This is a genomic window from Aeribacillus sp. FSL W8-0870, from assembly GCF_037963755.1.
GTDB classification, from domain to species: domain Bacteria; phylum Bacillota; class Bacilli; order Bacillales; family Aeribacillaceae; genus Aeribacillus; species Aeribacillus composti.
Window position 1 is genome coordinate 3,426,944 of record NZ_CP150165.1, and the last position, 26,499, is coordinate 3,453,442.

General features: G+C 37.6%; 23 protein-coding genes and 1 pseudogene. 5 read left to right on the forward strand and 19 right to left on the reverse strand.

Translation table 11 applies throughout. From position 1 onward, the window contains the following. Positions 1-351: 351 nt before the first annotated feature. From NSU02_RS16665 to NSU02_RS16680, 4 genes are all read right to left on the reverse strand, one after another. Positions 352-867 carry a hypothetical protein gene (locus tag NSU02_RS16665; RefSeq protein ID WP_339193340.1) on the reverse strand — a complete coding sequence of 172 codons (516 nt, stop codon included), beginning with the start codon at positions 865-867 and terminating at the stop codon, positions 352-354. Positions 868-1,071: 204 nt separating this feature from the next. Continuing rightward, entirely contained in the window at positions 1,072-1,716 is a 645-nt protein-coding gene (locus tag NSU02_RS16670) for an ABC-2 transporter permease (protein ID WP_063388946.1), read from the reverse strand. A gap of 7 nt (positions 1,717-1,723) precedes the next feature. Continuing rightward, positions 1,724-2,572, reverse strand: a complete 849-nt coding sequence (locus NSU02_RS16675) for an ABC transporter ATP-binding protein (protein ID WP_130157213.1) — start codon at positions 2,570-2,572, stop codon at positions 1,724-1,726. Positions 2,573-3,201: 629 nt separating this feature from the next. Continuing rightward, the gene (locus NSU02_RS16680) at positions 3,202-3,381 is read right to left on the reverse strand and encodes a hypothetical protein (protein ID WP_130157211.1); all 180 of its coding nucleotides are present in this window, start codon (positions 3,379-3,381) and stop codon (positions 3,202-3,204) included. A gap of 345 nt (positions 3,382-3,726) precedes the next feature. On the opposite strand from NSU02_RS16680, the gene NSU02_RS16685 reads away from it, so the two are divergent. The 4 genes from NSU02_RS16685 (at position 3,727) to NSU02_RS16700 (ending at position 9,113) form a co-directional block, all read left to right on the forward strand. Beyond that, complete coding sequence (locus tag NSU02_RS16685; RefSeq protein WP_130157209.1) at positions 3,727-5,343, forward strand: alpha-glucoside-specific PTS transporter subunit IIBC; 1,617 nt, start codon at positions 3,727-3,729, stop codon at positions 5,341-5,343. A gap of 188 nt (positions 5,344-5,531) precedes the next feature. Further along, positions 5,532-6,890, forward strand: coding sequence for a 6-phospho-alpha-glucosidase (locus tag NSU02_RS16690; protein WP_066250754.1), 1,359 nt, complete (start codon positions 5,532-5,534; stop codon positions 6,888-6,890). 404 nt (positions 6,891-7,294) lie between these two features. Then, a complete protein-coding gene (locus tag NSU02_RS16695; RefSeq protein ID WP_094244504.1) occupies positions 7,295-8,086 on the forward strand; it encodes a MurR/RpiR family transcriptional regulator in 792 nt (263 codons plus the stop codon). A gap of 526 nt (positions 8,087-8,612) precedes the next feature. Further along, complete coding sequence (locus tag NSU02_RS16700; protein ID WP_066250760.1) at positions 8,613-9,113, forward strand: PTS glucose transporter subunit IIA; 501 nt, start codon at positions 8,613-8,615, stop codon at positions 9,111-9,113. A 761-nt stretch (positions 9,114-9,874) separates the two neighbouring features. On the opposite strand, the gene NSU02_RS16705 is transcribed toward NSU02_RS16700, so the two are convergent. The 14 genes from NSU02_RS16705 to NSU02_RS16770 all read right to left on the reverse strand — a co-directional run bounded on the left by NSU02_RS16705 (position 9,875) and on the right by NSU02_RS16770 (position 24,726). Beyond that, positions 9,875-10,114 (reverse strand): hypothetical protein, encoded by a 240-nt coding sequence (locus tag NSU02_RS16705; protein WP_130157206.1) that lies wholly within the window; start codon positions 10,112-10,114, stop codon positions 9,875-9,877. 3 nt (positions 10,115-10,117) lie between these two features. After that, on the reverse strand, positions 10,118-10,288 hold the full coding sequence (locus NSU02_RS16710; protein ID WP_157727863.1) for a hypothetical protein: 171 nt from the start codon (positions 10,286-10,288) through the stop codon (positions 10,118-10,120). A 176-nt stretch (positions 10,289-10,464) separates the two neighbouring features. Beyond that, a complete protein-coding gene (locus NSU02_RS16715) occupies positions 10,465-10,821 on the reverse strand; it encodes a hypothetical protein (protein ID WP_094244501.1) in 357 nt (118 codons plus the stop codon). A gap of 402 nt (positions 10,822-11,223) precedes the next feature. Beyond that, positions 11,224-11,865 (reverse strand): hypothetical protein, encoded by a 642-nt coding sequence (locus NSU02_RS16720; protein WP_066251020.1) that lies wholly within the window; start codon positions 11,863-11,865, stop codon positions 11,224-11,226. After that, positions 11,862-13,598, reverse strand: a complete 1,737-nt coding sequence (locus NSU02_RS16725; protein WP_339193341.1) for a TNT domain-containing protein — start codon at positions 13,596-13,598, stop codon at positions 11,862-11,864. Before NSU02_RS16725 ends, NSU02_RS16720 begins: the two co-directional genes overlap by 4 nt. Before the next feature lie 4 nt (positions 13,599-13,602). Next, positions 13,603-13,932: a hypothetical protein gene (locus NSU02_RS16730; RefSeq protein ID WP_066249523.1), complete on the reverse strand. Its 330-nt coding sequence runs from the start codon at positions 13,930-13,932 to the stop codon at positions 13,603-13,605. After that, positions 13,925-14,629 carry a DUF5081 family protein gene (locus NSU02_RS16735; RefSeq protein WP_066249519.1) on the reverse strand — a complete coding sequence of 235 codons (705 nt, stop codon included), beginning with the start codon at positions 14,627-14,629 and terminating at the stop codon, positions 13,925-13,927. The genes NSU02_RS16730 and NSU02_RS16735 overlap by 8 nt, the downstream gene beginning before the upstream one ends. Beyond that, entirely contained in the window at positions 14,626-14,925 is a 300-nt protein-coding gene (locus NSU02_RS16740; protein ID WP_066249517.1) for a WXG100 family type VII secretion target, read from the reverse strand. Before NSU02_RS16740 ends, NSU02_RS16735 begins: the two co-directional genes overlap by 4 nt. Continuing rightward, positions 14,912-15,304 carry a chorismate synthase gene (locus NSU02_RS16745; protein ID WP_339193342.1) on the reverse strand — a complete coding sequence of 131 codons (393 nt, stop codon included), beginning with the start codon at positions 15,302-15,304 and terminating at the stop codon, positions 14,912-14,914. The genes NSU02_RS16740 and NSU02_RS16745 overlap by 14 nt, the downstream gene beginning before the upstream one ends. Further along, a complete protein-coding gene (gene essC, locus NSU02_RS16750) occupies positions 15,297-19,832 on the reverse strand; it encodes a type VII secretion protein EssC (protein WP_339193343.1) in 4,536 nt (1,511 codons plus the stop codon). Before essC ends, NSU02_RS16745 begins: the two co-directional genes overlap by 8 nt. Positions 19,833-19,992: 160 nt before the next feature. Continuing rightward, positions 19,993-21,315: a type VII secretion protein EssB gene (gene essB, locus NSU02_RS16755; protein WP_339193344.1), complete on the reverse strand. Its 1,323-nt coding sequence runs from the start codon at positions 21,313-21,315 to the stop codon at positions 19,993-19,995. Positions 21,316-21,372: 57 nt separating this feature from the next. Further along, positions 21,373-21,624, reverse strand: a complete 252-nt coding sequence (locus NSU02_RS16760) for an EsaB/YukD family protein (protein WP_066249503.1) — start codon at positions 21,622-21,624, stop codon at positions 21,373-21,375. Between the two features lie 14 nt (positions 21,625-21,638). Continuing rightward, positions 21,639-22,151: a type VII secretion protein EssA gene (essA, locus tag NSU02_RS16765; RefSeq protein WP_066249501.1), complete on the reverse strand. Its 513-nt coding sequence runs from the start codon at positions 22,149-22,151 to the stop codon at positions 21,639-21,641. Next, positions 22,129-24,726 carry a hypothetical protein gene (locus NSU02_RS16770; protein WP_339193345.1) on the reverse strand — a complete coding sequence of 866 codons (2,598 nt, stop codon included), beginning with the start codon at positions 24,724-24,726 and terminating at the stop codon, positions 22,129-22,131. Before NSU02_RS16770 ends, essA begins: the two co-directional genes overlap by 23 nt. Positions 24,727-24,934: 208 nt before the next feature. Between NSU02_RS16770 and NSU02_RS16775 the strand changes: the two genes are divergently transcribed. Continuing rightward, positions 24,935-25,813 (forward strand): IS982 family transposase, encoded by an 879-nt coding sequence (locus tag NSU02_RS16775; protein WP_327848482.1) that lies wholly within the window; start codon positions 24,935-24,937, stop codon positions 25,811-25,813. Positions 25,814-25,832: 19 nt separating this feature from the next. Here NSU02_RS16775 and esaA read toward each other — a convergent pair. Next, positions 25,833-26,396, reverse strand: a pseudogene (esaA, locus tag NSU02_RS16780) (type VII secretion protein EsaA); the annotation flags it as partial. Positions 26,397-26,499: the final 103 nt, after the last annotated feature.

The window sequence follows — 26,499 nt, forward strand, 5'->3', positions numbered from 1 at the left end:
TCAATGAACTAACTTCTGAGATGCTTCACCGTTTGGTTGATCGAATCGAAATAAAAGAAGATGTTTCACCAAAGATTTATTATCATTTCAAAAATGATGTTTTAAAAGAATAAAAGATATAGGAAAAGCACGTTTCATGATTTCCAGAAACGTGCTTTCAGCTTATCGACAAAGTCGACAAACTGAGATTAGTTTAAAAAACTAATCTTTTTGATTCCATTAAAAACGAGTTACGAGTGGCATAGGGGGATACCGCGATAATAAAGAAAAAGCTGAGGTTCTATGAATTAAGACTTCATATTTTAGTGTTTATGATAAATTAAATCAGTTTCGTAACTATCACCGCTGTAATTATTTTTTTAAATACAATCTCTTTAATTCTTTTGTTTCTTCTTTCTTTAATTTTAAATTGTAATGTGAAATGATCTTTTTCATTAAGGAGTCAAATTGCTTTAAATAAAAGCCATAATTGTAAATTATCACAAATGCACTTGGCAATCTTTTGTTTCGGACAATTGGGATTATATTATTCTCAAGAGACAAGTAAAAAACATCACAACGATCTTCATTTATTTTATCAATATTTATTTTTCCAATTTCTTTCCTATACAAAGAAAAATAATTTTTCCCTATATGATCTTCAAGGATTTTATTTGCTTTATTAACATCTTCTCCTATATTTCGCAGCATTTTTCTTACGCTATTACTTGGTTTATCTTGATTAAAGTAACTATACACAACAATATAAAATGCCAATTGGCCAAATTCCGAATCGGCATATTGTCCAATCAAAAATTCTTTATTTCTTTGGACTTCATATAATCTCATTTTTTTGTTGACAATATCAGTTTTACATTTTATAGACATATCGAAATACACATTGTCTTTATCATAATTTTTTGATAGACAGAAACTTTGTAATGCACCCCTTTGTCAAGACACAAATTGATAATATTTAAGTTATCCATTCTCTCCTTTCGCTATGAATGTGGTGCGTGTGCAAAAAAGGCTTGACATGGAGCCTCTACGGGCACGATTTTTTGCGCCTACTTGATGTACTAATCACATAGTCTAAAATTCTTTCTTTCGATAAATAATTACAGCAATTAAATATGAGAGAGTAAATACAGTAATACCAAGTACTATAAATAAAATCGGAACTAATAAAGACGAATCTATGGATAACGGTAATTTGTCTATTAAATCTTCTACTAAGAATTTGATTCCATAATAAACAAATAGACCTACAAATCCTCCTCCAAGTACAAATGCATCAGATTTGTCTGCACCAAAGATATAGAGGAACGGGTATATAAGCGCACCTGCTAAAAGAACTACGAAAATTCCAGAAGAAATAATATTAATTATGCCATTTATTTGTGTTTCAAAAATTAGATCATATGTATAAATAACAATATATGAAAGAAATGCTCCGATAATCACAACCGATAAGTAAAAAATATAGTGACTTCGGACAATATTAGACCTACTAACCGGTAAGGTAAGTACATATTTATCATAACCAGACTTACTCTCTATTTTTATAACTTCAAGTGAAGGCAAAGTCATTAATAATATAATTAACATAGCGGCCACACCACTTACCATAGGCCCTGAAAAAAATAAAAGTACACCAGAAATCAATAATGCGAGACCTACATATGCAAAAATACTTCGATAAACTAGGTAATAGTTTGTCAATAATAGACCTTTCACTTAAATTTCACTCCCTGTTAGTTAGTAAGAGACTAAGTTCTTCCATTGAAATCTTTTTAGAGCTAAGGTCCTTTGGCAATTCCATTTTATTTGATACAAGTATTCTAGAACAAGAACCATAGTCCCTTTTTGCAACAACTATATTTCTATTTAGTAAAGATAATCGTTCCTTTTTGATATCAACAATTGCAAATTTTTCAAGAATCTTGTCCTTTCTCTCATTTAATAAAATTTCACCATTTTTGATAAAAACAATATGACTAGCAATTTTCTCAATATCACTCATAATATGAGAAGAAAGTAATATCCCACCACTACTCTCTCTCACAAAGCTTTTTAACTCACCTAAGACTTGTTCTCTTGATGAGGGATCAAGCCCTCCTGTTGCCTCATCTAGTAATAGTAGTTTTGCATTATGTGACAGTGCAACAGCTATAGAAAGTTTCATTGACATCCCACGAGAAAATTTATATATTTGTTTATCTTCGGGGAGAGAAAAAGAATTAACCAATCGGAAAAAATCATCTTGATTCCAAGTATTAAATATTCTCAAAAAAACTTTATTTAGTTGTTTGATTGTTAGGTGCGCCGGTAAATTCATAGCATCGAACACAACTCCAATTTTTTCCTTCATCTTAGGCTGTTTATGTATATTTTCTTTGCCAAAGATTTTAATTCTACCTGAATCCTGAGAAACTAGACCTAGTATTGTTTTAAATGTAGTAGATTTACCTGCACCATTATCACCAATAAAGCCAACTATTGATCCTGACGGAACATTGAATGTAACATTTTTTAAAACAACTTTATTGCCATATCGCTTTGTAATATTTTGAACATCTAATAAGTACGACATTTTCTCACTCCAACATATTATCTTAGTATATATATGTATTCTACTTACACCCGTTAAATCATTTATTTTTTTTAAAATTATTTTTCTATTCAGAATAATAATGTAGAATAATACATTTTAAAAGGGGCTTTTGAATCGTTTTGTTTTTTATTAGGTCTAAGAGCCTATGTTTTTACTTATTTTTGTTTGTACATCCAAGGTTATGAAAATAATATAGGAGAGAATAAATAGTATTTTTCCATTGATTGATGTTAAATTAATAGATGGATACTACCTTGACACTACATTAAATAAAAAAATTTATAGAAAAATAACAAGTATCATTTACTTAATGATTAGTGTCGAACTCGATTCATCAGAAAAATGTAAGTGTAGTACTTCTTCTAGGTCCTTTTCGGTTAATTTTTCTAATATTTGTATTACGTCAAATAAATTCGTCCCATTGAAATGATAACGTGTGAATTGATTTGCAATAAATTGAGGCGAATTAATAGACCTTAAAAAGCAACCAATTTCCTTATTTATTACACGTTGTGCATTATCTCTTTTTATCGGATCCCTTTTAAATCTAGAAACCGTTTCATATACAGTATTAATAACTTCTTGAGGCTCTTTACTTTCCCCACTAATTATGGAGTAACCAAAATTCCCCTCAATTCCGCCGGAACCTTAACATCCCCAACCCCTTCCATGGCGAATCCTATTTGCCGGTCAGGGTTCGTATTTTTCAGATTTGTTATGGCGTTGTCTACGAATCGGCCGACTTTAGGCGCACCGTTTGCTGCGCCGGTTTTCAAATGCTGCGGCACTTCTAATTCATTAGCCTCCTACTCGATGTTTAGGGAAGCTAAAGCTACATAGTGAATAACCGTGAGAAAGAAATTTTATATGTTTTTCCAGTTTGAAAAGTTCGTGAAATTTTTCAAACTGTGGGAAAATGTTCAAATGGAAAGATAAGTCCCGACATCTTGCCAAGTTATTGTTAAAAATTAGATTTTAATATAAATTAATTGTAAGCGCTGACAGTTTATAGTTGCAACTATAAGCACCTTGACATTTTTGCTATGGCAATCATCTTTTGCATGAAATAACAGATCCCACAAATTTCTTCTTAAGTATTGTTATTTAATTGCTAGAAAAGGAGTGGATCAAGGATGATGCAAAAAATCCAACGGTTCGGTGGGGCGATGTTTGTGCCAGTATTATTATTCCCATTTGCGGGGATACTTGTAGGTCTCACAATTTTATTTAAAAACGGGGATATTATGGGTTCTTTGGCTGATCCAGATGGAGCATGGTATAAATTCTGGACGGTAATAGAGGAAGGTGGATGGACAGTATTTAATCAAATCCCGTTGCTTTTTGTTGCCGGCATCCCTATTGGATTAGCGAAAAAAGCACACGCGAGAGCTGTTTTAGCAGCACTCGTAACCTATTTAACTTTCAATTATTTTGTAAACGCTATTTTAACGATTTGGGGGGAAAATTTTGGTGTCGATTTTAGCCAAGAAGTTGGAGGAGTGAGCGGGTTAACGGAAATTGCCGGTATTAAAACTTTAGATACAAATATTATCGGTGCGATTGTTATTTCTTCCATTGTTGTTTTAATCCACAATCGATATTTTGACAAAAAACTACCAGATTTCCTAGGTATCTTCCAAGGAACATCCTTTGTTGTCATTGTTTGTTTTTTTGCTATGTTGCCTCTTGCCTTGCTTACCTCGTGGGGATGGCCGATAATTCAGAACGGAATTGCTTCTTTACAAGGGTTTTTGGCTTCCTCTGATGTATTAGGGGTTTGGTTGTATACATTCCTTGAAAGAATCTTAATTCCAACGGGGCTGCACCATTTTATATACGGTCCTTTTATCTACGGCCCGGCAGTTGTTGATGGCGGAATTGCAAAATATTGGATGGAGCATTTATCGGAATATGCAACAAGTGCTCATTCATTAAAAGAAATGTTCCCGGAAGGCGGTTTTGCTTTGCATGGTATGCCCAAAATTTTTGGAATCCCTGGCATTGCATTAGCGATATACGTAACAGCAAAACCTGAGAAAAAGAAAATCGTATCAGGTATGTTGATTGCAGCAACTTTAACATCTGTTGTAGCTGGGATCACAGAACCGATAGAGTTCACATTTTTATTTGTTGCTCCTCTTCTATTTGCTGTACATGCATTTTTAGCAGCTTCTATGGCTGCGGTGATGTATGCGTTTGGTGCAGTTGGTAATATGGGTGGTGGATTGTTAGAAATTGCCAGCTCCAACTGGATTCCGTTATTCAAATACCATACTTCCACTTATATCACTCAGTGGATAATTGGATTGGCATTTACGGTTATCTATTTTTTCACGTTTCGTTATTTAATTGTAAAGCTAAATGTAGCTACCCCAGGTCGTGAAGCAGATGACCAAAAAGAAGTAAAACTGTATACAAAAGCAGACTACAAAGCTAAAAAGCAAGCAGAAAATAAAAATAGTGCAAATAAAGAAAATGCTTATTTTGTTCAAGCTAGTGAATTTTTAGAAGCTCTAGGCGGATCTTCTAATATTGCCGATGTAACAAACTGTGCTACAAGACTCCGCGTAACAGTAGTAGATGAATCAAAAATAGCGCCTGATAGCCGATTTAGATCAGCTGGAGCCCACGGAATTGTTAAGAATGGGAAAGCAATTCAAGTGATAGTCGGTTTATCGGTTCCACAAGTAAGGGAACAATTTGAGAATTTATTGAGTGATTCTAGCAAAAAACAATATAAAGAAAACTGAAAGGCTCCACATTTACTTGCAAATTCTAAAATGTTGTTTATTTGACAAGCGGGAAAATTCCCTTCTTATGGGAAATAGAACTGAACTTGAGATAGCGACCAGAATGGTTAAGAAATATTGTTTTCATACAAATGAATTGTTATAACTTGGATGAAAGAGGATATTGCATTAAAGGAGGAAACCTAAAAATGAAAAAATTCTCGGTATTAATTGCAGGCGGGGGAAGTACTTTTACTCCAGGGATTGTTTTGATGTTATTAGATAATTTATATAAGTTTCCAATTCGGAAATTAAAACTTTATGATAATGATGAGGAACGTCAAGCAACAATTGCAGGAGCTTGCGAAATAATTCTCAAAGAAAGAGCTCCGGAAATAGAATTTTTGGCAACAACAAATCCTGAAGAAGCCTTTACAGATGTTGATTTTGTCATGGCGCATATTCGTGTAGGAAAATATGCAATGCGTGAATTAGATGAAAAAATACCTTTGAAACATGGTGTAGTTGGTCAAGAAACATGCGGGCCAGGTGGAATTGCATATGGAATGCGTTCTATTGGAGGAGTATTAGAATTAATTGATTATATGGAAAAATACTCTCCTAATGCATGGATGCTCAATTATTCCAACCCAGCAGCGATTGTAGCTGAAGCGACGCGCCGTCTCCGTCCTCATTCGAAAGTACTTAACATTTGTGATATGCCTGTCGGGATTGAAGAACGTATGGCGCGAATTTTAGGGTTAAAATCTCGCAAAGAAATGACGGTAAGATATTATGGATTGAACCATTTTGGATGGTGGACGGATATTCGCGACAAAGAAGGAAATGATTTAATGCCTAAATTAAAGGAGCATGTTGCAAAGTACGGGTATGTTGTCAATGATAGCGGAGACAATCAGCATGTTGATGCTAGCTGGCAAGATACATTCTTAAAAGCGAGAGACGTATATGCATTAGACCCAGATACGTTGCCAAACACATATTTAAAATACTATTTATTCCCGGATGAAGTAGTGGCAAATTCTAACCCGAATTATACAAGAGCAAATGAAGTAATGGAAGGCCGTGAAAAATTTGTTTTCGGCGAATGTAGAAAAATAATTGAAAATCAATCCACAGAAGGCAGTAAACTTCATATAGATGAACATGCAGCATATATTGTAGATTTGGCGCGTGCCATTGCTTATAACACTCATGAAAGAATGTTGCTTATTGTAGAAAATAAAGGGGCTATTTCCAATTTTGATCCGACCGCAATGGTGGAAATTCCATGCATTGTCGGCAGCAATGGTCCTGAACCGCTATCGATCGGGGAAATCCCGCAATTCCAAAAAGGATTAATGGAACAACAAGTATCTGTGGAAAAGCTAGTGGTAGAAGCATGGATAACAAGGTCTTACCAAAAATTATGGCAAGCAATAACATTATCAAAAACAGTACCGAGTGCAAAAGTTGCTAAAGAAATATTGGATGATTTAATTGAAGCAAATAAAGATTTCTGGCCTGAACTTCATAAAGATGATGTGGTAGTGAGCGAATTTTTTTAAGATGATCGATTTTATCAAATAAAAAGGGGCTGTCCAGAAAGTCAGATCCCCATTGAAAACAAAAAATCATAAACACCGATATATCAACGTTTCTAAAACATTAATGGGGGCGTCAATAAGCCGTAAAAACGAATTATTAGACACCCCCTTTTTTTGTTTCACTCCTCCTTCTGTTAATGAAAAATTATTTTTTGCCAAGCAGCAGACTTACACCTTTTTTTCCTTTAAACTAAGTATTGTAGTGTTCTGGCATTACATTTGGCTGCTTCCGAAGGAATGTAAAGGATAATAATCCAGTACAGTTCCATATAGTTCTGCCAGCGAATTTATTCGCAGTTAACGGCACGGCCATTTGGAGATGACAAGAGCAAACATAAATTATTTATTGAAGGAGGGGATATGGCTTGAGATTAGAAGAACTTATTAATAAACATTATAAAAAATTAAATGAGACAGATTTACACATCTTAAAGTACATTATGAATAATAAAAATACTTGTTATTCGTTAGGGATTAATAATCTAGCTGAAAAATGCAATGTTTCCCGCTCTTCAATATTGCGGTTGGCACAGAAATTGGAATTTAGTGGATATAGTGAATTCCGAGTGTTCTTAAAATGGCAAGGTCGAGAGGATCCGGTAGAAGAAAAAAGCGGTGTAGAAATTTTGCAGGAAGATCTTCATGAAACAATCAAATATATTCAAACCAAAGATTTTTCGGATGTTTGTGAATTGATATATAATGCCAATCAAGTATTTGTTTTTGGGACGGGCACTGCACAATTACATTGTGCATTAGAGTTGCAAAGAATGTTTCTGCCGCTTCAAAAGTATTTGAATGTTATCCACTCTCAATTGGAGTTTGAAATAATTGTAAAGGATTTGCAGAAAAACGATGTTGTGATCATTTTTTCTTTATCAGGAGATACACCAACAATTTTTCCTGCAGTGCAAAATTTAGTTGCCAAAGGAATTCCTTTTATCTCTATAACAAATTTAGTAAATAATCGTTTGGCTAGAATGACTCCGTATAATTTATATGCCAGGAGTTCAAATCTCGCAAGCCATAACGGAACAAAATTGAAAACATTTGCCCCTTTTTTTATTATTGGAGAAGCTATTTTTAGCCATTATGTTGACTACCTGAAAGAGAAAAAAGAAACAATTGAAAGGGCGGGAAAAGATGAAGACGCATAATACAACGTGCCAACAAAAACATTCGAATGATTCCCCTTCCATATTACAAAGTTTGCACATTTTTAAAATATCGGTCATCTTTTTTATACGTCCCATTTCTCTTTCTTAATTATTTATATATAATGTCGCTGCAGGCAAACCAACCTTTTTTTGCTCAAGTAAAAGAGGATCCTTTCATTAAAATTTGTTTGTGTTTGCCATGTTAAATCTTTTTTTGGTGTATTGACAAGAATGGTGTTGTCAGATTTATAAAACAGATCCAGTTAGAAATAGGAAGGTTGGCGATTTCATTATTGCTGGTTGAAATATATTTGGCAGTATGTTGCTTCTTTTAGCTATTAGCAAATACCGGAAAGAACATAAAGAATTCATAAAAAATAGTACGTTGAACCGGAAGGAAAAAGGAGCAAATTTAAGATTTGTCGGAAGTACCATTATTGTTGGATTGCTGTCTGTTCTTTGTCTTGTCTTTATTATTAAAATACAATTTTCATAAAATTATTATAGATAGAAAGAAGGAATTAGTATGTTAAAAAAAATATTTGCGAAAAATCCCAAAACTATTATAGAAGAAATTTTTTCACCTATGTATGGCGAAGTAATTTCATTATCAGAAGTACCGGATCCCGTGTTTGCCCAAAAGATGATGGGGGATGGGATAGCGGTTATTCCTAAAGACGGAAAGGTGGTGTCCCCTGTAAAAGGACAAATTATTCAAGTATTTCCTACTAAGCACGCAATAGGTATTCGAACAAAACATGGGTTAGAAGTATTAATTCACGTTGGACTAGATACGGTTGAATTAAATGGTGAAGGTTATGAAGTAACTGTGAGTGAAGGGCAAAAAGTAAAAATTGGAGATCCCATAATGAATGTTGATATAGAATTTATTGAAAAAAATAATAAAGAAATCGTAACGCCAATTATTATTACAAATAGCGCTGAAAAGACTGAGAAAATAGTTGTGCGGGAAGCTGGTGAAATACAAAGGGGAGAGTATATATTGAAATGCTATGTTGTAAATTAGGGCAATTTCATCCTAACATCCGAAATACCGCGAAAAATTTTGCGAATCCCCTAGATGATGCACATTCTTACCAAGCATTTGTGCATTTTCCAAATATTTTTCTGTAAAATGATGCAAGGTATTTTCTGCAAGAAGAAAATTCAGAGTGTCGCAGTATATCTTTATCAAAATTTTGTATAAATATACATATATGTGATCTATCCATCAAGGGCTTGACATGGATCTTCTGTAGCCATGATTCTTTAGCCAAGCGCCAGCTTCAACAGTTTTGGCAAAACCAAAAAAGGTTATCATGGCTCCTCCTCCATGTAAAGCTCCTTTGCATATCACTGCATAAGGATTTTGCAATTCTCTGCACTTTTATTTTCAAAAAACAAACCTATTGTAATTAAGTTTATTATAATCTCCCTGTTCTCCGTGTCTAATTTTTAGACTAACATCAATTTTATGTTTCTATTACTTAAATACCTTATTGTTCTTAGCTAATATTATATATCCTAAAATAACAGCTTTTCTGTTCTAAGCCTTTTTATAAAGTTATCAATGGCATCACTTTCATTATTAAATATTACTTCCGAACCTGTTACAATATTGGATCTTTATTATCATGGATAACATAAAAAGGATTCAAAAACCCCTCTTCTCTGAACCATTTATTACGGTCAAATTTAATTTCCATTAACTATTAATTTTATTTCATCGACATGGAATAGCTTAGAAGCTTTGGATAAGTAGTGCGGTCAAATTAAAATGTTTATTTTCTATCTACCTATTTTTCCCATCGTTATCATATATAAAAATTTGAAAATTTGATTCTCATTTCCCCTCTCGATAATTGAAAAATTTTGTCTTTCATCCACATTATATAAGATCCAATTATCACCTTCAAAGTAGCAACCTGTTGAAAATGGTACATTGGTTTTTCTACCAATAACAATATTCAATTCTTCCAAATCTATGCCTAACTCTTTTATTTTATTTTCATATTCAGTTCGTGTCATTTTTTACCAACCTCCTTTATTTTGTAATATACCGATATCCTCTAAAGCTTTCACATTTATTGGAGTGTTAATTTGTTTCGCACCACCCGTAGTTATTATTTCACCGTTTTTTTCCCATGGAGCTGCTTCCCCCATAACACCATATGTTGAGTCTATTTCTTTTTCTTTACACAAAGCTACCAATTTAGGATTTGATTGAAAAGCTTTATATTGAGAATACCAATTGGCAATAACATTTTCAGTAATATGAGGATTATTTGTTCCATTCTTTATATTTAATTTATCAATAATAGAATTTATTTTGTTAACAGAATATTCTGGATGGTCAATACTAAAATTTTTAATAGCATCTATTGCATCTTTATAGTACGTTTTATCAAAATAATAGGTGTTCCTCGCATACTCATTTCAATATAACAAATAGAACGTTCACTTTGTGTACTATGATAACCATTTTCTACCACACCTAAATTGTTGCCAAAAGGACTTCCAATTCTATCTAGTTCACTTGGAATTAATATTTCTCCAGTTTCTTTATTAAATACACCAATTGCAGTATCTTTATTCAAATCTGGAAAACTTGGCCAGTCAATATCTGGCCATTCTCCCCAATTAGAATAATCAGCATTTTTTATCACTCTAACATCATTTAAAACATTAAAATTTATTTTTTGTTCCGGTGTTAACTTATTGAAGTTAGCTTTCATAATTTCAATCTTTTCAGCATTAGATAACGTTTCATTACACCAAACATTATCTCTGAGATATTTATTGAAATTATCTTGTGCCTCTTTCCCTATACCTTCAAATGATTCACAAACATATTTTTCTAATTTAGGATCTATAGTACTTTCGCCTTTTCCCGTACCCTTAATGTTATATTCGAAGCCATCGTTGTTAACTTTATTCCCCCCAACATTTTTTACAAAGAAGTGCTATTTTTCAAAGTCTTTCGTTGCTCATTCCGTCATCAACCCTTAGACCGATTGGGACCGGCCCATGTCGAGATACCGCGATAATAAAGAAAAAGCTGAGGTTCTATGAATTAAGACTTCATATTTTAGTGTTTATGATAAATTAAATCAGTTTCGTAACTATCACCGCTGTAATTATTTTTTTAAATACAATCTCTTTAATTCTTCTGTTTCTTCTTTCTTTAATTTTAAATTGTAATGTGAAATGATCTTTTTCATTAAGGAGTCAAATTGCTTTAAATAAAAGCCATAATTATAAATTATCACAAATGCACTTGTCAATCTTTTGTTTCGGACAATTGGGATTATATTATTCTCAAGAGACAAGTAAAAAACATCACAACGATCGTCATTTATTTTATCAATATTTATTTTTCCAATTTCTTTTCTATACAAAGAAAAATAATTTTTCCCTATATGATCTTCAAGGATTTTATTTGCTTTATTAACATCTTCTCCTATATTTCGCAGCATTTTTCTTACGCTATTACTTGGTTTATCTTGATTAAAGTAACTATACACAACTATATAAAATGCCAATTGGCCAAATTCCGAATCGGCATATTGTCCAATCAAAAATTCTTTATTTCTTTGGACTTCATATAATCTCATTTTTTTGTTGACAATATCAGTTTTACATCTTATAGACATATCGAAATACACATTGTCTTTATCATAATTTTTTTGATAGACAGAAACTTCTTTTAACGATTGGTTATCATTTTCAACGATAAAAAGATTAGGATCCTTCTTTAAGAGTTCAAGCACATTCATCATGGACTCCACTTCCTTACAGAAACAAGTTCAATTAAATCTTCTTCAATTAATTCATTAATTGTATAAGGTTTCCCATTTTCATGGTATTTTACAAATTGTGTTCCCCCGCCTGGTCTGCCAAACCAAGGCGCAGCTTTACCAGATTTAACACTAAAGTCTTCCAATACTCTATAAACGTAATAGTTTGCTTCGTCACTATGCAATGCGAGCGCTCTCTCTTCATACGGAACACCCTTTGGAGAAAAGAAGCCTCCAGTTGGTTCTCCATATCTATCTATTAACATTCCTTCTTTCAGGATTGTGTCAACCGGTTCTTCTGCGAATCCATCATTTGGAGGCCATATTACTTCTCCAGTTTCTTGATTATAATATTTTGGATTATCATATACATCTTTATATTTAAGGTACTTTTCCTCACTGGGTGGATACATCCATTTTTCAATTTTCGCTTTATCACCTGGACTTAAACCTTTTGAATTATCTTTAATTTCTTTTATGTCCTCCAAATTCACCCCATCGACCTTGCTCAAGTATGCCCGGATTTTGTTTTCCACCGCATGCGTATTTTCCGCCGGAACCTTAACATCCCCAACCCCTTCCATGGCGAATCCCATTTGCCGGTCAGGGATCGCATTTTTCAGATTTGTTATGGCGTTGTCTACGAATCGGCCGACTTTAGGCGCACCGTTTGCTGCGCCGGTTTTCAAATGCTGAGGCATTTCCTTCGCCCATGCTTTCGCATTTCGAATGCGGGCAACGATGTCTTTTTCAGCATGGACAACCATGTCGCAGGCACGTAGTGATTTTTGCTGGAAGCCCGTTTTTAACCCCGTTAATAATTGAAGATCACTTGCTTCTCTTAGAGGTGAAAAGCGGGCGGCGCTGCTGAATCTAGAAAGCGCGCTGACGCCAGGGACGATATCCAATGGAGCGAGGACACCACGGAATACTCTTTCGCCTGTTTCTAGTTCCCTCCCTGAAATCCAGTCTTTTCCGGAAACGGCCGAGCTTAATTCCAGTGTACCATAGGCCATGCCCAATGCCATCCCTGCTGGCGGACAAATAAATGAGACGCCGACAATCACGACGAGCGCCGCTATTTGCCCCCAGAATTCTTTGTTCATTTGCCCGTCTTTGATCGATTCATACTGAAAGGCGTAGGAATTCAATGCATTCTTTATGTATTCTTTTTCCGAAAAGTCCTGGTGGGGATTCAGTTCTTTCCATGAGGCGTATTCCCGTTCCATCAGCCTGGCATAGTAGTTGCTGCCGCTGAACAGATCTTCTAGTCCGACCTCGGCTTTTGGCACTTCGATCGTCTCTTGTGTGCCATAAGTTCCTGGAACGACGATTATTTCTTTAACACCGATGTGGTTTTTCGTCTTGATCTCTGATATCGATAAGTTGCGCATCGCTTCGACAAAAGCATCGATATCTTGATAAAACGGCTCATCGATCGTACGGTCGACAATATCTCCGACACGGCCGCTAAAGCGGTGCAGGACGAGATAATCTTCATATAATTGTTGATATTGGCTTTTGCGGTCCGTGTGGGTGAAAGAGATGACACCGTCGCTATCATATTTGGCGATGTCTGATTGGGCGTCTTCCAAAAGATCACTGATATCTTTTAAGTTGTCGATCATGCCTTTTCCCCATGCACCGAGGCCGATCAGATCGCCAATGCCTTTCTTGGTCCTTTCCCATTCGGAAGGTATATATTTGACATCCATCCGATTATACCTCCAATTTTGCTATAATCTGTTCCGCAATTTGTTGGTCCACTTCCATCATGGTTAATAAAATGTCCATTACTAACGTTGCTGCACGACTGTAATGATCGTACAAATCCATGATCTTTTCATTCGCTTCATCGTATACAGCCATCGCTTTCATCGCTTTGCCCGCCGTATAGTAATCAAGGCTGCTTAGTTTTTTTATATTGGGAATTGCCGTTTCCTCTAATTCCGAAAGAATTCTGTTCAAATAATTAAAAACAGTCGTGATTTCATCCGGATTGACATCAATGGTGCCGGATCCTCCTCCGCCCATATTCGCGTTAGCCATGCGCTTTTGCCTCCTTATAAGGAAATTCCAATTCGTCAAAGAGCAGTTTCAGAAACCAATATTGGCTTGCATGGTAGTATTTCTTTTGTGGGATATCCACCATAATCAGATTTTGATCTTTCGTAAAAATCATCCACTGCTGATAGAATTTCGGATTGTCAGGCTCCATCGGCCGTTCAGTCATATGAAAGAATTCAAGATTCATAAACATTTTTTCCGGTTCAAAACTTTCTACTTCTCGCCTTTCTTCATGGGTTAGTTCACGCTTTAAAAAAGTTTTTTCAAGCGGCGCCGGTTCTCTTGACATTAACGGAAACTGTTCGCTTAGCAATTTGAGAACAAAAGCTTTGGCCATGATCCTTAATTGGTATAAGTTATTTTCTAGTTCCACCAAAACGATCAGCTTGTCATTTGTTTTCTCGAAGAAAGCAAACATTAAATTATTAATTCGCACATATTTTTCACTTTGAGCATAATGTTCCAGTGCTTGAATGACCAAGGCCCCCGCCTCTGTGATTTTGCCGGCAGAATCTAATATTTGTTTTTCTTTTAAGCGTTCGTGAGCTTCTTTAAAAACTTCTTCTCCCTTTAATTGGTAAATTTGTTTATCCGGGAGGCCGAATATCGTATTGCATCCAAAAGCCGCAGCCAACAAATATAATTCCGGTACGTTAAAAGCATCGCGAGCAACGTTCATAAGTTTCTCACTTCTTTAACTGATGGATCGTTCAAAAAGTCATGGAAATAACTTTCCAAATTATTCAGGGCTTTTGTCTGTTTCGCTGCAGCCTTTTCCATCTCTTGATGATATTTGTGTATAATCTCGAGATAGGTAAGAAATGCGTCTCGTGATTTTCCACTCCACCCCGCCGAGTGAATATAGGAAATTAATTGGCTGCATGTGTTCTTCGTGTTTCTAATCGACTCTTCAAGCGCTTTTGCCGTTTCTTTCGCTTCATTTACTTTGGCACCGTTGATTTTAACGCTTCCCATATAACCGCTCCATCCTTTCTTTCCGTTCTCTTTCCTCTCTTTCCGCTCTCTCCCTCGCTTCTTTAATGGCTAAGTTTTTATAGTAAATGTATCTTTCGTATGCCTTATTTTTGGCGGACACAAGAGAGCTTCTTTTCTGCTTTTCCAGTTGGAAATATTTATTCAGCTTCTGATTGAGTTCTTGCCGCTTAGGTTCGAAGTCGTTTGATGGAATGTCTGAGATGGATAAATGAGCTGCTTTTCCTACATAGCTTTCGTAGATTCCTTCTGCTTCCAAAACATTTTGATCATAATCCGAAAGTGCATCATGAAGTTTTTCGTAAAGCTTATGGTAATCATCTCTTTTTTTCTCCGTCGCCGTTTTGAACCAATCAAACATGTTCGCTCACTTCCTCCTTTGTACGATATGGCGCGGCGATTTTAATTTTTACCGCTTTTCCATATCGGATATAATAAGCTTCGTAAGGCGGCAGGTTCTTTTCCTTATACGGCCGATTCATCACTTCCAAAATATTTTGGTCGGCAACCCTGCCAATCAACACACCCGTTTTTTGTTTTTTGATCATAGTGGAAATGTCATCATACATTCTTTCAATTCTTCCCGGGATTCCGCCAATAATGAAATAGATTCCAAGTCTTGCTCCCGTTTCCATCAGCTTTGCAAGCGTTGACTGCGACAGCGCCGACATCGTTTCAACGACAAAGGAGGCATCGGTGATTAAAACAACGAGCGGACGGATTTGGTTCTTAAAATCGCGTATGGTCGCTCGCCCGTTTGTTTCCAACTGGATTTGGCGAAATGCGTCTTCCCTTGCCTCGTATAGTTCTTGAATTTTGGCTACAAACAAATCCATTGAAGCTCCATTATCCGCATACAAATTGACATGGTTTTGATACAATTGGAATGCTGCTGCAGCATTATCCAACAAACCGACATCAATGTGCTCATTGAGCGAAATGCTGGATAGAAGAGTTAAATACGTTTGTTCCACTGCATCAGCCATTTCTCCTAAAATTAATGTATTTTGGTCTTCAACAACCTGTAGTGCTACAGGCTCTACTTCTTCAAAATCCACCGCAAATGGAATGCCTCCTGACGCCAACATATCTTTTGCCTTCGGATGTTTAATGAATACAGAAAATTCAACCACTTCTGGAACCATTGGAATTGGAGCCGGCGTTTTGCCTTTCCACGCTTCACGCATACCTTTGCTCTCCGTTTGGATTCCCTCAATGATTTGCAGCGTATCTTCGCCTTTTACAGGCAAAGCTGTTTGAAAAGCAGTTGGCTGATCCAATTTGATTAGGCCGCGGCCTGGTATTTCCTCAATCGATAAATCCGTTCTCCCTACAATATTGCGAACTTCTGTAGCATCTATCATAAACAAGGCAATCTGATGTTTAATATTGGCGAGGAGAGGCGCTCTTAACGCGCTTTGCCTTCCTGCGCTGATGGCAAGATGTATACCGACGCTGACGCCTTCCCTTGCAACTTGCGCGACCATATTCTCAAAATCATCCTTATAAGAAGAGTCTAAAACGGAATCATACGTATCGATTATGAGTAGAATCGCCGGAACGTTTTCGCCGATTGCCTTTTCGTACATGCGAATGTTGGCAACTCCGTATTTACTTAATTTCTGCTTGCGCTCCTTCATCTCGTTTCGGAAGCGGCGAATAAGCTTAGCCATTTTCACTTCGTCATCTGCCATAATGGTGTCGGCGACATGGGGCAAATCTTTCAATGGCAACAAACCGTTAGTTCCTAAATCGATTAAATACATATGAACTCTTTCGGGGTTATACTGTCTGGCAATATCCACTGCCAAAGTCTGCAAAAAGGTTGATTTCCCATAGCCTGGGCTGGAATAAACAGCTAAATGTCCATCCTTCTCCAAATTCAAGGTTAATGGCTTTTGCTCTTGCATTTCCGGCAAATCTAAAAAGCCGATGGTCGCTTCAAGCCCTTGCTTCTCTTGATACCAAGCTTCTGTATATTCTACTTGATGCAGCTCCGTTAAATAGATCTTCTCTTCTAACGGCGGCAGCCACGGTCTTGGCAATTCTTCCACACCGATTTTTTCAGCGTAGGCGTTGATCCAGTCGACGACAGCTTCGAGTTCAGTCGGGACTTTTACTATTTCTTTGCGGTTGGAAAGGCCGCTTAAATCCTGAGAAATCGGCTCATATTGGCCAAGCTCGTTTATCGCGTAAATCGTCGTGTCCAAAAGGTCTTGGTCCTCCTGATCCGGAACATAATTTGCGCCGCTCCATGCGCTTTGAAATAGTTCGTAAATTTCATTGTTGCCGACTTGCAGGTAGGCGCGTCCCGGCAAGGTGATTTCAGCGGCGTCCGGTGTTTTTAAAATTTCCATCGAGTCGCTTGTGTTTTGGACTTTGAGTGCCAGTTTAAATTTCGAGTTGGACCAAATTTGATCGTCGACAACCCCGCTCGGTTTTTGCGTTGCCAATATCAGATGGATGCCGAGCGAACGACCGATGCGGGCGGTCGAGACAAGTTCTTTCATGAAATCCGGCTGCTCCGCTTTCAGTTCGGCAAATTCGTCTGAGATCAGGAATAAATGCGGCATCGGCTCTTTCGCTTCGCCCGTTTTATATAACTTCTGGTATTGGTTGATATGGTTGACGTTATGCTCTCCAAACAAGCGCTGGCGCTTCTTTAGTTCGGCTTTGATCGAGGCAAGCGCGCGCATCGACTGGACACCGTCAAGGTTTGTGATGGTGCCGAGCAGGTGCGGCAGCTTCCGGAACAGATTCGCCATCCCGCCGCCTTTATAGTCGATCAGCAAAAATGCAACTTCATGCGGATGGAAATTAACGGCAAGCGAGAGAATATAAGATTGAATGATTTCAGATTTCCCCGAACCCGTCGTCCCGGCGATCAGCCCGTGCGGTCCGTGCGCTTTTTCATGGAGGTTCAACTGGACAATATCCTCTTTTCCCCGCAGTCCGATCGGTACTGCCAGGCTTTTATATGCTTCGTTTCGTGCCCAGCGTTCTTCAATCCCGAGCTCCTCAACCTTTTCCACGCCGTACATTTCAAGGAAAGTCACGCTTTCCGGAATGGAATTTTTCAAGTTTTGCAGGTGGTTTAAAGGAGCCAAAGCACGGGAAATGTCTTCTTTGTTAAAACCGTCCGGGAAGTGATCTGGAACAAACCGTTTGTTTACCAATTCGCCGTTTTCGATAATGATGTTGCCATAGTGGGCATCGCGTATATCAATCACCGTTTTTACATGCTCAGGCAATGACTGCATGACATCTTCCACAAACACGAGCGAAACACCAAGTTCGATTGGATCTTCATTAAAAAACTCCATGATCGTATGGTCTAAAATCAGCTTTTCATCTGTAATAAAAATGACAAAATGCGGTGAAAAATAGATATTCTCATTTTTGTTCGCTTTCTCATCAATTGTTAATTTTCTTTCTTTTAAAATTTGATAGAGCGAATTGAGAACCTGGTCGCGAGATCGCTCGTGGTATATAAAACCTCTAATATTTAAATCACGCAAACTGGCATGCGGCAGCCAGCGCATCCAAGCCCATTGTTGCTTTTCTTCCTCCGGGAATATCGTCACAAATTGAACATCGTGATAACTGTGAAATAAGGCTGTTTGCATGACGAGCATTTGCAGCTGTTCCAACACAAGACGGCGCTGACCAATATATCCCACTGGCCCATTTAACAAGGACGTTACAATCGGAACATCATGCAATTTTAAAAATTGTGATCGAAGGCTGCGCGCCTCCTCGACCAGTTCATCTTTATCCTGTGTAAATTCTTCCATGCTGAATTCGATGTCAAAGCTGGCATCCACTGTCCCTGTTCCAACGCGATACATTAAAAAGTCATGGTGAAACCTCGTCTTTTCGTAAATCCGCGAGTCCACCCTTAAGGCCATATCACGGATTTGCTCCACACTTGGGTAGTGATAGTTTAAGGCATGGCGCTGTTCTTCACTTGCTTGATACAATTCATGTGTTTTTTGCTTCAAATAATCCCGGTAGCTCTCCTCCCGTTCTTTCATATCCAATCGATATTGCCGCAAGCTTTTCACATAAGAGGTGATGGAAAAAATAACTGTGACAATCGTCATAGACAGCATCACAATTAAATAAATGCCGCTTCGCTGAAAAAAGGAAACGAGTACGAAGGCTGCAATCATGACTAGCGGCGGAACAATGACACGGGCAAGTTGTTCACTCGGTTTGCTTGGCTTGCTGGATGGTTTAGCAATTTTCCGTTTATCTTCCGGAACACGGTAAATAATGCGCGGTGAACGGTGATAATCAGGATAATCCGCGTTATACTTGCTTTGTGCGCTATATAATGGCACCAATTTAGATATATAGGGTTCGGAGGCCAATATCTCCAAACGATCTCTGGTCACTCTGACCATTACACCGGCAAAAAAAAGCTCATCCCCCGCTTCAATCTTCACTTCTTCTCCATCCACAAATGTATAGTTATGATAGACAGTGCCCTGATAGACAGCCATTTGAAAAGAGTCTCCCAATTGATCACGGAACAATACGAAATCAATAGCAGTATTGGGAATCTGCACATCATCATACGTATTTTTGCCAAAGGTAATGTTCAATTTATTGGAAATGTCATAGTAGTGCCAATCATTATGCTCCGTAAGGTATATTTCCAGCGGAATATTGTTTATCTGTAATGAAATGGCACCATTTATCAATGATTTATTTTCAACCTTGCATGTTTCACCATCCCAATCCACCCAAATGGTGTCGGATAAACCGCGAAAGGTAATAGTGTCAGACCATTGGCCGCCGATTGATACTCTTTTCGGTTCATGGTCATGTAAATGGCATTTATGCAATTGTTTATCATAACTCACCAGTAATAATCGTTGTGCCATCTCTTTCTCCCTCTCTACATGCAATTAAGAAAGACGCATGCCTTTTTTTCCAGTAAGCGAAATGATTGGGGTACATGAATCGTAACGTTTAATTCTTTAAAACTAAAAATCAGCTGAACTATTAAAATGATAGCCGCTCATAAATGCAGGCAAGATCCCCTCATTTCGTTTCTTCTGTTTGGTTTTGTTCAGGAACCTTTTTCTCCGTTCGATCTGTCTGTGTCCCCTTTGCTTGATCGGTTACTTGTTGTTCTGCAGCTGCCGGCGCGGATCCACCCGTTTCTTCAGTTGGATTGGCTTTCTCCGGATCCGTCACAAACAAAGATTCCAGACCATATTTTTCTCCATACGATTTTAACTTCTCTTCATATTGCTGCACCTGGTTTTGCCGTTCGGTTCCACTTAAGTTTGGATCATTTTTTGCCTTCTCAATTTTTTTAATATAGCTGTACATGATTAACACCGGATCATCGAGATACATCGCTAAATCAAGTGATTTATCCAAATCTCCGCGGCCATTGTAAATCCAATACAATAAGTAGTTAGGATCGCTTTTTAAGCTAATATTATTCATAATGGTGTCTTTTTCTTCATCGCCCAGATTTTCGGATTTAACATATGAATAGGCCAATATATATTTTCCCGAATCTGGCAATTTTTCAGGATTGACACTTTCGAGATCTGAAATGACTTCTGAATAATCCTTGGATAAAAAAGCCCTATGCGCTTCCAAAAGGTGCTGCTGAAACGGCAGCTTGAAAAAGCCGAAGTATACAACAGGAACAGCCAAAATGACTGCAGCTGCGATCATGGCAATGGATAAACGTTTAAATAGCTGAAATCTTTTTTTTGGAACGATTTGCATATTTTTCTCTGTTTCGCGCTTTTCCTTGCGATACTGATTGTGTAAAAATTCAACAAAGTCATCAAAATGATCAATTTCACTGATTTGACGTTCAAACTCGGTATCTTTTGCATTTTTCCATGAACCTGCATATAGTTCATCGAAATTATATTTTTTTGAAAATAGGGCGATACTCAAGCATTTATATTGCAGCAGGAAGGTTTCGTCGTTGATCTCATAGGGGGGTAGCACCTGTCGAATGCCTCTGTAAACCAAAAAAGGTATAAGATTATCATCAAATATGAGATTATGTGGATGCAGGAAGAACGTAATTCGCGTATCTAAAATTTTTCTGAAACGGGCCAGATTGCACAGCAATCGCAACTTGTCACTTCGCCCCAAGCTTTGAATGGTTTCCCAATGGTTCATATTGGAATCAACTTGAAATTGGAAAGTGAGAACCTCTTCCCCGTCCTCCACTTCTACCGGAACAAACTGGTCTGTATTCTCCTTCATCAGAGCCAATTCACGAATATCTTTCACGCGGGTCTGCGATTTTGCCAGTTCTAATTTCCATTGATTGTTTTCAATAAAAAAATGATAAGACACGGAATCCATTTTAATTGTTTTTTCCTTCATGATTTCTGACTCCTTTTCAACGTTACACAGGCTATGATAAAAAGCATGGTTCTTGTTCTATAAAACAAGTAAAATATCTCCATTCGCCACTGGGAACTCGCTAATCTGGTCGTCATCCGCCAGTAAAAGTTCTTTAGTCGGGATTTTTACCGCAAAAAGGGAATAATTAGGGAGTTCGAGCCTTAAAGATTCATTCAAGTTCGACAGCAGCTGTTTTATCGGCTGATGTGCCGGTATCCTCACATCATATCGACCTTTCCCCCATTTACTAAAATCAACGGTCACATTGATATGCGTTTCAACGGGCATTCCTGATCTCCCCTTTACTCCATTATTTTTCTTATAAGAGCCAAAATTCCGCCGACCAACATAACAGCAAATCCGCTCAGAAATCCAATGGCTATCTGATTTACCCTTTCCTTTTTCTCTGCATGATCCGCAGTGCTTTGGCTAGCGGGAGAAGAATGCTGCGTAAAAAAATGTTGTGAAAATAATGTCTTTTTCGCATCGTAAAAGCTTGTTTTTGCATCGCTCGCCACCGAATCGGCAAAAATTTCTTCTTTTAGATGATTCACTGCATGATCCAGCTCTTTTTGTTTTTTCTGGACCGCAGCCCGAGTTTGTTTTTTAAACAAACCGGGCGCGATTTTTTCCAGTTCAGTTTCACTCTCACTTTGGGATTCTTGTGATTTTATGTCATCGCTGATACGGTCTACTTGTAAATCAAGCTTCCCACTGTGATCCAAATGTTCATCTGCCAACGAATGTGCAGAAAGCAAAGGCTGGACGCCTATAGCTGCAGCAACTAAAATACTAATTCGGATTAGCTGCTTCATCCCTTGCCTCCTTACTTTGTGTAAACCCATTTATCACAAATAAATGTCCGACAAGACTTAAAAATGCTGTCCCCACTAATATGATGATGATCAATGGATCGTACTTTGCATCGTCAACAAAACCTAATAGCAGCTTCTCAATATATTGCAGTGGCGACAATTCTTGCAATGTAGATGCTAAAGACTGTTTGTCGAAATTCAGCCCAAGAGTTTCTGTCAACAATACATAAAGGCTTAACATGCCAAGAAGTAAAAACATCCCGATCATTTTAAGCTGTCTTAGCAAATAAGCTCCTGCCAGCACCATGGTGAACATAATCAGGGAGATCAGGCCAATCCATTGAAAATATTTTTCTTGTGGAATATCGATAAAAGAACCTGACAGCAAACCGATGATGATTCCTTCGATAACGCCAATTCCTGCTGTCACCCATGTGATCGGAGTATTTTTCCAAACCAATGTTCTGTTTTCTGAGAAATCATCCTTTATCAATCTTTTTCTTTCAGACGTTGCAATGACGTATGCAGAAAATAAAGCCAAAATAAAACAGATTAACACCAAATAATAAGGGATAAAAGTATCTTTAACTACTTTCACTTCGCTGTTTTTTGTCTGCACCGGATTTGATAGAAAATTTAACAAGTTTTCATTTGGACGGTCGCCTATACGGCTGTTGGCTAACACTTGTCCAAAGTTATCAGCAAACTCTTGATCCTTCAGCAGCTTATTAGTCAAATCATTTGAAAGCTTTTGAGCCTTTTTCACTAATGTGTCGCCGCTGTTTACAATATTGTCAGCCTGTTTATCAATCGCATCAAAAGTTTTATAGACGCTGTCTGTTGAAATCAATACATTTTCAGATTGATCTGCCAAGGATTGGCTTGTAGCCAGCAATGTTTGAAGTTGATCGTCTAAGGACAGAACAGCGCTTTGTTCTTTATTTTGACCGGCTTGTATCTCACTATTTGCGTTTTGCAGCTTCAAACTGGCTTCCCGCCATGCTTCCAACCGCTGTAATGTATTGGTAATGCGATGATTCAATTCTTCTGCTTGTATCGTCGCTTGTTGGACTAATAAAGCCATTTCGTCAGAATGATTTTGAGTTTTCTGAACTAGCTGCTTATAACCTGCTATCTTATTTTTAAGGTCTTCCGTTTCAGCTCTGACATCCTCAGTTATTTTCCCGGCCATATAGTCGGATATGGCTTCTACAATATCTTGTTTATGGAACAGGTAATAAAGAGAATCCTCTGCAGCCATATCCCCCAAGCTACGTTGTTCCAATCCATTGGCTAAATCGGAAATACTTTTCCCAAAATATAATTCATATAACATCGCTGTTTTTTGATAATCTCTGATACTTTCATTAAGGCTTTTCATGAAAGTATTAGCCGGATCACTTATCAGCTGAGACATTACTTTATGATAGATAACATTGTTAATATCTTCTCTTTCAACAGGAGGTTCATTTGTATTCTCATCATTTGAATCGTCCTGTGTCGATTCGGAATTACTGTTTTCATTCATATTTAGAGCTTCAGGATCAGGCTGTTGCTCTTCTGGCGGCAATGGATCAGATGGATCAGACGGCTCTGGCGCCTCTGTATTTTTATGCTTTTGAATAATCTTCCATTCCCATGCAACAGGCTGAAATAAATCAATTTTCGCATTTTCGTCCTTCAAGCTTATTTTTATGTTGACTGTAATATTTCCTTTTTCAGTGACAGGAAGATCAAATGTAACGTTGTTCTGATCTCCATCCACTTTAAAAACATTTGTTTGCCCATTAGGAAGAGTCAATGTCACTTCATGAATACGAAAAAGTTCAGGAACTGCCGCATTTATATTTTGACTCTCAATATTTCCGCCTAGAATAGCTGCATTGTCCGACAAAATGATGCCTGATTCCGTTAAATCCTTTTTCACTTTGTTTATTAAATTTGCTAAAGGAAGCCCCGTACCGTTGGATGGTTGTGGCTGATATTGAAATTCCCGATTAAATTGGTTTGTCACCTTGATAACCATTTTGATATCGCTCTTCACCGACTCATCGATGTTTAAATCATCAATTTCTTCCCGTTTTAACGTTTGAAGTTTATCAATTTGGCTTTTAATCGTTTTTTGGACAATTTTATCGGGAGTATCAAATATTTGATTTAACGAAACGTAACTGTTTCCGACACCATCTTTCATTTGTTTTGCCAGTTTTTTCGCAATATTTTCCTCTGTTTCATTTTCTAGCTTTTTCGTTAATTCTTGCTCATAGCTGTCTATTGTTTCCAATGTTGATTTTAACGACATCTTCAGCGCTTCAGACTTCAAGAAAATATTTTGGTCCTCCATGGAATTGAAATGGAACTGATTATAAATTGCTTGATTGGTTTCAACCAGTCGGTTAATATTTTGCTGAACGTCTGCAGCGTTTAGACTGCTGTCGAATGCTGTTAGCTGATCTGCAAAACCTTTTGCCAAAGTTTCATGAGCATTCTTCATTTGTTGGAAATCTAAAAAATTTGTTTGATAAGCATTTGTTGCTTTTGCCCCTTCAACAAAGGAGCTCTGGTAATTTTGCAAGATATCCTCCAGACCTTTGAAAGCATCGGTTGATACCTTTGTTTGATCCTTTACTGTCGCAAACTGATTAGTGAAACCAGATAATGGTTGATGAATATCATGATTATACCCGTGGTGCTAGATAAAATCTCGAGACATAAAAACAGCCCTTGCATGAGGATCTCCTTTAAAATGAAAGTGCGAACAAACATTCAAAAGGAGAAGTTCCATGCAAGAGCACTTTCATTTTACAATAAACCAAGCAAAAATTCAAAAGCAATATACCGCGATCTTATTCGTTGTATCAGCACAACTGTCTTGTATTCAGATGTATTTGCAACGTCGAAATCGTCATTTGTTGAAGCAAGAGGATGAGGTTATCATCGCCATTCACGTTCTTGGAAAATTGCTGGGTTTTACTTCGGAACGGGCTTGGCATCGATTTGTCATTGGAAACCTGTTCACCAAGGAAAAGTTCCTAGAGCGCTCTCGATACAACCGTCGATGCCGTTCTTTGCGTTGGGCGATCAAATGGATTCGTCACCAACTCGCCAAACGTGGACAACATCACGCTTATGCGGTAGTGGACAGCTTACCCATTGAACTCTGCCACCACGCACGAATGTATCGCGTCAAACGATTTCAAGGAATCGCAGATATTGGGTATTGTGCATCCAAAAAGATGGTTTACTATGGGTTTAAGCTTCATCTTCAGATTACCGACCAAGCGCTTCCGATGGGATATGTCCTGACCGAGGCATCCTGCCACGATCGGACAGCTGCGGAAACAGTGATGACTCAACTTCCTCATCCGTATACACTTGGCGACAAAGGATATGTGAGCCAAGCCCTGCAAAAGAAGCTGTACGATGAATACAAGATCGCTTTTTGGACGCCTGCCCGAAAAAATCAACGTGTGGTGCAATCAAAAGAATGGAAACAATGGATGAAACGAAAACGCAAAATCGTCGAAACCGCGTTCTCGGTTTTAGTGGATTCATTTCGGATCACGAAAATTCGCGCCAATTCGATCTCTGGATTTGAAACGGCGCTTGATGCCATTTTATTGGCCTATTCGCTCGTTGTTCTTGGGCTAGTTGAGCGTTGACGCTCAACTAGCACCATGGGTCATGATTATATATATTGGTATGATTCCGTTCCTTCCTGACAAGTTCAGCAACATTGTCTTGGGCCTTTTGTAAGTTTCCTATTACACTAGCGAAGTAAACATCAATAATTCGACGATTAAAATCCTCTAAAATTGAACTAGCCGTTTTTTCCGCCCGGGCTTTCATGCTGCTGTTGCCCGATGCATTAATCTTATAGTTTAAAGTGATTTTCTCCGGATTTTTATCATTCATTGATAGTGCTTTTTCTGTAAAATCATTTGGAATGATAATAATCATGTTGTACAAATTGTTTTTAAAGCCGCTTTCAGCAACACCACGGCTGACAATATACCAATCATGTTCATTATCTTTTTCAATACTTTTCACAAATTCATTGCCAAATGCGTATTTTTTGCCATTAAAGGTGCCGCCTTGATCTTCATTTACTAAAGCAACAGTCATTTTTTGCTCATCATCATTTGTACTTTTCGATACTTGGTTTAATGCTAAGTAGGAACTTCCTGAGGAAAGCATGAGCACCAGTCCAAGAAACAAGAAAGAATTGAGCACAAATTTCTTCATTCCATTCACCCCCTTTTATGTGAATGACATACAGATATGTTGGGATGAAAACCAAACATGACAAACATCCTCAAAGGCACTGCCTTCTTGCCAACGCCTCATT

Bases quoted from the DNA above. Each gene is read 5' to 3' on its own strand.
- NSU02_RS16665 (WP_339193340.1), bottom strand. From the start codon at position 867: ATGTCTATAAAATGTAAAACTGATATTGTCAACAAAAAAATGAGATTA.
- NSU02_RS16675 (WP_130157213.1), bottom strand. From the start codon at position 2,572: ATGTCGTACTTATTAGATGTTCAAAATATTACAAAGCGATATGGCAAT.
- NSU02_RS16685 (WP_130157209.1), top strand. From the start codon at position 3,727: ATGATGCAAAAAATCCAACGGTTCGGTGGGGCGATGTTTGTGCCAGTA.
- NSU02_RS16690 (WP_066250754.1), top strand. From the start codon at position 5,532: ATGAAAAAATTCTCGGTATTAATTGCAGGCGGGGGAAGTACTTTTACT.
- NSU02_RS16700 (WP_066250760.1), top strand. From the start codon at position 8,613: ATGTTAAAAAAAATATTTGCGAAAAATCCCAAAACTATTATAGAAGAA.
- NSU02_RS16705 (WP_130157206.1), bottom strand. From the start codon at position 10,114: ATGACACGAACTGAATATGAAAATAAAATAAAAGAGTTAGGCATAGAT.
- NSU02_RS16715 (WP_094244501.1), bottom strand. From the start codon at position 10,821: ATGAAAGCTAACTTCAATAAGTTAACACCGGAACAAAAAATAAATTTT.
- NSU02_RS16720 (WP_066251020.1), bottom strand. From the start codon at position 11,865: ATGATGAATGTGCTTGAACTCTTAAAGAAGGATCCTAATCTTTTTATC.
- NSU02_RS16725 (WP_339193341.1), bottom strand. From the start codon at position 13,598: ATGGATGTCAAATATATACCTTCCGAATGGGAAAGGACCAAGAAAGGC.
- NSU02_RS16730 (WP_066249523.1), bottom strand. From the start codon at position 13,932: ATGGCTAACGCGAATATGGGCGGAGGAGGATCCGGCACCATTGATGTC.
- NSU02_RS16735 (WP_066249519.1), bottom strand. From the start codon at position 14,629: ATGAACGTTGCTCGCGATGCTTTTAACGTACCGGAATTATATTTGTTG.
- NSU02_RS16740 (WP_066249517.1), bottom strand. From the start codon at position 14,925: ATGGGAAGCGTTAAAATCAACGGTGCCAAAGTAAATGAAGCGAAAGAA.
- NSU02_RS16745 (WP_339193342.1), bottom strand. From the start codon at position 15,304: ATGTTTGATTGGTTCAAAACGGCGACGGAGAAAAAAAGAGATGATTAC.
- essC (WP_339193343.1), bottom strand. From the start codon at position 19,832: ATGGCACAACGATTATTACTGGTGAGTTATGATAAACAATTGCATAAA.
- essB (WP_339193344.1), bottom strand. From the start codon at position 21,315: ATGAAGGAAAAAACAATTAAAATGGATTCCGTGTCTTATCATTTTTTT.
- NSU02_RS16760 (WP_066249503.1), bottom strand. From the start codon at position 21,624: ATGCCCGTTGAAACGCATATCAATGTGACCGTTGATTTTAGTAAATGG.
- essA (WP_066249501.1), bottom strand. From the start codon at position 22,151: ATGAAGCAGCTAATCCGAATTAGTATTTTAGTTGCTGCAGCTATAGGC.
- NSU02_RS16775 (WP_327848482.1), top strand. From the start codon at position 24,935: ATGCAAGAGCACTTTCATTTTACAATAAACCAAGCAAAAATTCAAAAG.